This window comes from uncultured Veillonella sp. (genome assembly GCF_938010505.1).
GTDB lineage: Bacteria > Bacillota > Negativicutes > Veillonellales > Veillonellaceae > Veillonella.
In genome coordinates this window covers 1-5,439 of the sequence record NZ_CALLVP010000124.1, presented here as the reverse complement: position 1 = coordinate 5,439, position 5,439 = coordinate 1, and the positions used below count along the sequence as shown (strand labels likewise).

General features: G+C 29.8%; 7 protein-coding genes and 1 pseudogene. All 8 read left to right on the top strand.

What is annotated here, in order from left to right; translation table 11 throughout:
• A pseudogene (locus Q0507_RS07895) lies at positions 1-345 on the top strand (aspartate aminotransferase family protein); the annotation flags it as partial.
• 46 nt (positions 346-391) lie between these two features.
• Positions 392-853, top strand: coding sequence for a helix-turn-helix domain-containing protein (locus Q0507_RS07890; RefSeq protein WP_279007663.1), 462 nt, complete (start codon positions 392-394; stop codon positions 851-853).
• Positions 854-1,152: 299 nt separating this feature from the next.
• A complete protein-coding gene (locus tag Q0507_RS07885; protein ID WP_298714823.1) occupies positions 1,153-1,905 on the top strand; it encodes a hypothetical protein in 753 nt (250 codons plus the stop codon).
• A gap of 65 nt (positions 1,906-1,970) precedes the next feature.
• Positions 1,971-2,405 carry a hypothetical protein gene (locus Q0507_RS07880; RefSeq protein ID WP_298714821.1) on the top strand — a complete coding sequence of 145 codons (435 nt, stop codon included), beginning with the start codon at positions 1,971-1,973 and terminating at the stop codon, positions 2,403-2,405.
• Positions 2,406-2,424: 19 nt separating this feature from the next.
• Positions 2,425-2,928 carry a hypothetical protein gene (locus tag Q0507_RS07875; protein WP_298714818.1) on the top strand — a complete coding sequence of 168 codons (504 nt, stop codon included), beginning with the start codon at positions 2,425-2,427 and terminating at the stop codon, positions 2,926-2,928.
• 52 nt (positions 2,929-2,980) lie between these two features.
• On the top strand, positions 2,981-3,454 hold the full coding sequence (locus Q0507_RS07870; RefSeq protein WP_298714815.1) for a hypothetical protein: 474 nt from the start codon (positions 2,981-2,983) through the stop codon (positions 3,452-3,454).
• Positions 3,455-3,609: 155 nt separating this feature from the next.
• Positions 3,610-4,350, top strand: a complete 741-nt coding sequence (locus tag Q0507_RS07865) for a DUF3969 family protein (protein ID WP_118091575.1) — start codon at positions 3,610-3,612, stop codon at positions 4,348-4,350.
• Between the two features lie 689 nt (positions 4,351-5,039).
• Entirely contained in the window at positions 5,040-5,288 is a 249-nt protein-coding gene (locus Q0507_RS07860; RefSeq protein ID WP_038150230.1) for a hypothetical protein, read from the top strand.
• Positions 5,289-5,439: the final 151 nt, after the last annotated feature.

Sequence of the window (5,439 nt, the reverse complement as noted above, 5' to 3'; positions counted from 1 at the left end):
GATCCAACGGTGTTTAAACAAGTAGAAGATACAACGATTGCCCTTTGCGAAGGCTTTGAAAGATTGGCAGCACAATACAATGTGCCTGTTGTAGTACAACGGGTAGGCTCTATGTTCACCATCTTCTTTACTGACAAACCAGTTAAGAACTTTGATGATGCTGCAGCGTGCAACGAAGAACAATTTAAGATGTTCTTCCATCATAACTTGAGCCATGGTATTTACTATGCGCCAAGCCCTTATGAAAGTAATTTCGTATCTATCTGCCACAAGAGCGGTGAAGTGGAACGCACATTAGCCGTTGCTGATGAAGCTTTCAAAAAAATCAGTGATACATTGTTATAAAAGTATATAGTTTGTAGTTGTTTATGTATCGATACAGGTGATGAACATGCAGTTTTACAAGAACTTAAAGCGTGCTCGCGTGCGCATGGGCAAAAGCCAAATCGAAGTAGCAAAGGCCGTAGGTATCAGTAATGCGGCGCTTTCAAATTACGAAACAGGGTATCGCGAACCAGATTTAGATACACTCTGTGCTCTGTCTCGCTATTATGGATTGACCTTGGATGAGCTGTTGGATGTAAATGGAGAAGAACACGAGCCTATCTATGATCTCAGTCCTGTACTAAAAAATAAATACATCGCCTATAAAGGTGATGTATTCGAGTTGAAAGACTCACAAAAACGTGCGCTCTTGCGTGAGCTTGATAATTTATTTACTAAATTTGAGAAATCAAAGGTAGAAGATAAAAGTAGCAAGCCAAAAACGTACAAACATGGGAACCCTCATATCAATCGAGCGGGCCTAGCTAGCAGTGCTGGTAGTTTAGCGGCACGACGAAATATTAAGTAGTACTATGCTACATTGTAGATCGAGTGGAACATGTTTATTTGAACAATTTAATTAACTTAATTATAAAAAGTATCATCTATTTGGGGAGCTAAACGACACATAAGTCGTCCCTCGATAGATGGTGCTTTTTTTTTGCCGCAACATAACAAAATATTCGTTGGTGGTGTATGCTAGTTTGACATATAATTAAATATAGAAGTGGAATAAATATTTATTAATTAGATATGATATTTGATATTGTTAAAAGATGTTGGTGTTTTGTATAAAGGTATTTGATTATATAGCTTAGGTAGTTTGATATGAAAAAAATTTGTTCTTTAATACTGATCGTTATAGCAATTATTAGTACCACTATTTATCAGTATTATTATCACGATGGTTCTCCTAATAATATAGTTATTCTGGATGAGTCCCATGAGTTAGTAGATACATCAATTAAAGAAACCGTCTCTAGTCGTATTTTAGCCGTATATCTTGATGAGCCTTACTATTATTATTTAGGCTATGATGGAATCGGTCGATATGATATTAGAAATCACATGTTAGATGTTCTAGAATTTGAAATTTACGGTGATGAGACTGGCAAGCATAAAATTAACTATTCAAGATCTAAGATGATTGTTAATAAGAAATCTAAGTTAGAAGATTTTTCAAAAGAGACTTTAGATAACTTTGAAAAAATGCTGATGAACTCAGAACGTGGTGCTAAATATTATAATAAACGCTGGTATCATTCAGGCTATGAAGCCACATTTCTCGACTTAGATAAGCATTTAATTATTACAAATGACGTAAGAGGAATAAAAGAGACTCCTACTAAAATCCTAATATTTAATGTTAGTGGTTTTATTATCATTGATAAAGAAATAAATAATATACAAGTATATTTTGATGAAAGTATTGCTGGTAAAAAGGTTAGAGACTCTTTAATTACTATGTTGAAATATACTTATGGGGATCATCTTATTATGTTGAATAGTTTAGATGAAATTGGAGAAGAAGAACGAACTATTTTATTACAATTACGAGATAACTATGTTAGTAAAAATTAGAAATACGCTATATTTATTTTTATAATATTGTGTAGTAATGGTTAGTACTTTAATGAGATGCTTTGATGGAGTTGATAGTTTTGAAAAAGATATCCTATTACTTTAATATGCTTCCCATATCTTTTAAGATAATTTTAGGATTTGCACTCATATGTATGATTACTATCTCTTTGATGACAGGAGTAGCTATTATTAATAGACCAAAACAAATTCAACAACTAGAAGCATATGAGCAAAAGTTAACAAGTATATCTACACATAAAGTTAGCGAAGATCATTATGTTACCGGTAGAAATGGGCAGGCTTATAATTTTAAAATTACATATGAAAGTATTACTTTAGAAGAAGTGAGGAATATACTTTCAGAAGAGAATATAAAATGGCGTGAAGTAAATAAAGCACAACTTATCGGATATGATGTGGATGATAATATTAGTATTGAAATTATACGTGATATAAAAACTAAAAGTATAACTGTCATTTTAGAAAAAAATGGATAAGATAAGTGAGTGTACTTTTATGCAGATAAGTAAAACTTTAAAGAAGCGACTGTTAATAATAAGTATATTGGGAAATATTTTTTCTCTATTTTTAATTGGAATCTATTTTTTAGTGAACTCCTGGTTTTTTCATGCTGAATTAGGAAGTGTAGTTGGTGTAAAACCCAATTATTTAGTACAGCTAAATAATAAAGGTGATTTGTATGACTATAGACAGATGATTAGAATTGTATCTGGTATAAAGTCATATAAATTGGTAGATTCTTTAAAATCAGATAATTATCATATATATAAAGCAATTCGAAATTGTCAAATTTTTATTGGTGAAATTGATAGGGATAATAAGCAATACATTATTTATGATGGATATTTAGACCACTATATATTTGTTAACCTTAAATTTGATATGGATGAAAAGCGATATAATGATTTTATTGGACGTGCTAAGGTTATAGATAACTATGATAATGTTCCTATTAGATATCGTCGTTTAATTGAAAGTGACAATTGGGAGTATCTTTAGTGCTCTTTCAATATAATACGGTTGTTTTATGCGATTTGAGAGACTAATAAAAATGAAATACATATTAGCTATTTTGGCAGGCATCTTTCTTTTAGTAGCAGGTTCAATAGTTTATATTGGTGAATCTAATTCAGATAAATATGAACCTTGTTATTTTTTGGGATATTCCAAGGGTGAAAATTATATATTAGATACTCAAACTGGTGTTACATTAGAACATAATGGATATTCTTATAAAACACAATTAGACTATTTATATAGTTATGGAAAAACAGGTTTTCTAAAGCTTGATTTAAACTCAGGTCAAACTTATTATTTGTTTGATCAGGAAACTGATGAAATTTACAAAACTAATATTTTAAATAGATGTTTAATAGAGAAGAGAGAACAGAAACCAATACAAACACATATTTGGTCTAGTAAGTCCGAGCTAACTACAGAAGAGCAGGATATTTATAATAGTTTAAAGGAGAAAAAGATAAGATATCCAAATCGTTCTATTATTGTTAAAGTAACAGAACAGTAGCTGTTATGTTAAATGTTTCTAGTTTAGTGTATACACTGACCTCTAAGGGGGAGGTATCCTTATAGTTATCGTATGAAGACTTAAAGTATCATATTGTAATATTAGAACCAATACTTTTTTATTAAAATATTCCGTTATTGTAATGGCAGATAAATATGAAAATAACTCTTAAAGAAAAAAGAAATATTGAATTTTATTTTTTATTAATTGCTCTAGGTGCATTACAGGCTTATAGATATAATTGTATTGATTTAGATACATTAGAATCATTAATCTATCGAATGAAGATGTTGAGTATTATTGATAAGAATAATTTATCTTTGGAATTAGAAGAAATTGTTTTACGTGGTATGGGACTAGAAGATGTTGAAGCATGGGTTAAAGGTATTTTTCCAAGTATGTTGTTAGTTGATACGATAGATACCATTGAGATAGACTGTAAGTGTTTGTTGATGGATCCTAAATATTATTCTTGTTTTACTGATTTTAAATTGTTTGAATTCGTAGATGATACTGACTTGAGTTTTAAAATTGATTATATTTCATTAGCAAACTTTGAGTTTAATATGATGATATTTCTGTTAGGATTTACATTATTACTAAGAGAAATTGATGATGATCTTAATCAGGTACTATTATCATTTAAGGATAATATTTTAAGTAAAATTAAAAATTTAAGCTATAAATATTCTGAGTCATTTAACGATGCTATTGAACTTTTTGATTTAATTGATTTCCATGAGAATAGATTTAATCCTAAACGTCAACAATTACTTTTGAAGAAAATTAGTATTAAACTTAGAGTGTATTTTGTCTCTGTTACTAAGGAGAAGATTGAGGCTGATATCGATTTCTATAAATCAGACGGTTTACTATATTATGTAGATTCAAAATAAGATATTAGTTATATAAGTTTTAGTAATGACTGCCATTCTTTTTGTAATGTTCAATATTAGAGATTCGATGCAACGACCGTTTCATCGTGAACGAGTCGATAATCTTATTATGGTTGGTAAAGATATAATATAAAATAATGACCAACTAGAGATTGCCGAAATAGGTGTAGGTGGTCGTATTAAAGGTGGTGGCTGGGGAAATCATACCCACTTTAAATCGAGTCTTTCAGAAGCGAAGACTGCTGAACTAGTTATTCCGCCATTACAAGCTATTACAAGTAATAAGATGATAGGTAAAGTATCCGATTCTATGGTGACTTTTTATTAAATTACCCAATTTTTAAAATTTTATGAGTGTTATATATTAGAATAAAAAGGCATGAATACTTCAATAACTATGGCTATTATCTACAATGGAGATACAATTGAACCATTAAGCAGGGTCGTGACAATATTGATGTATTGAATACCAAGTGTGTTGATGTGTTACAGTATGTAAACGGAGCAAGTCAATCTGTTTTCGGTATTTACTATTATTAACAATCACAAACGAGATATAGAATCGATAATTAATTTGATTATATGACTTTTTAAGATGAAGCTGTATTAGGGATAAAAGATCTTGCAGGTGGTTATATTATAGTGAGCTTATAGAGAAATATTACTATTATACTAAGAGGTAAAAATATATGGATTTTATCATGTCTTTACTGAACTTATATAATACTAATTATGAGGTTAGAGGTACAATTCAGGCTATAGGATTTTTAATTGCATTTATTTGTATCCCTGAGTTAATCGGTAATCATGATAGTATAGAATCTTTCACTCCGGCTAAGCCTATAGTGAGACGTATAGTAAGGATTATTTTAAGTATCCTCTTAGTTTTTGCTATATTTGCTTTGTTGGGGTTACTGATGGATAATGGTTTATTATAATTCATTATATTTTCTTTATACAGTAGATATTTGATTAGATTTATTCAACAATCTGTTTTTTATTAGGTTACTTATATCGAATAATTCCTATTAAAATCACCAGAATTTTACGATTTTATGAGTGTCTTATGATAAAATAGATGCTGCATTT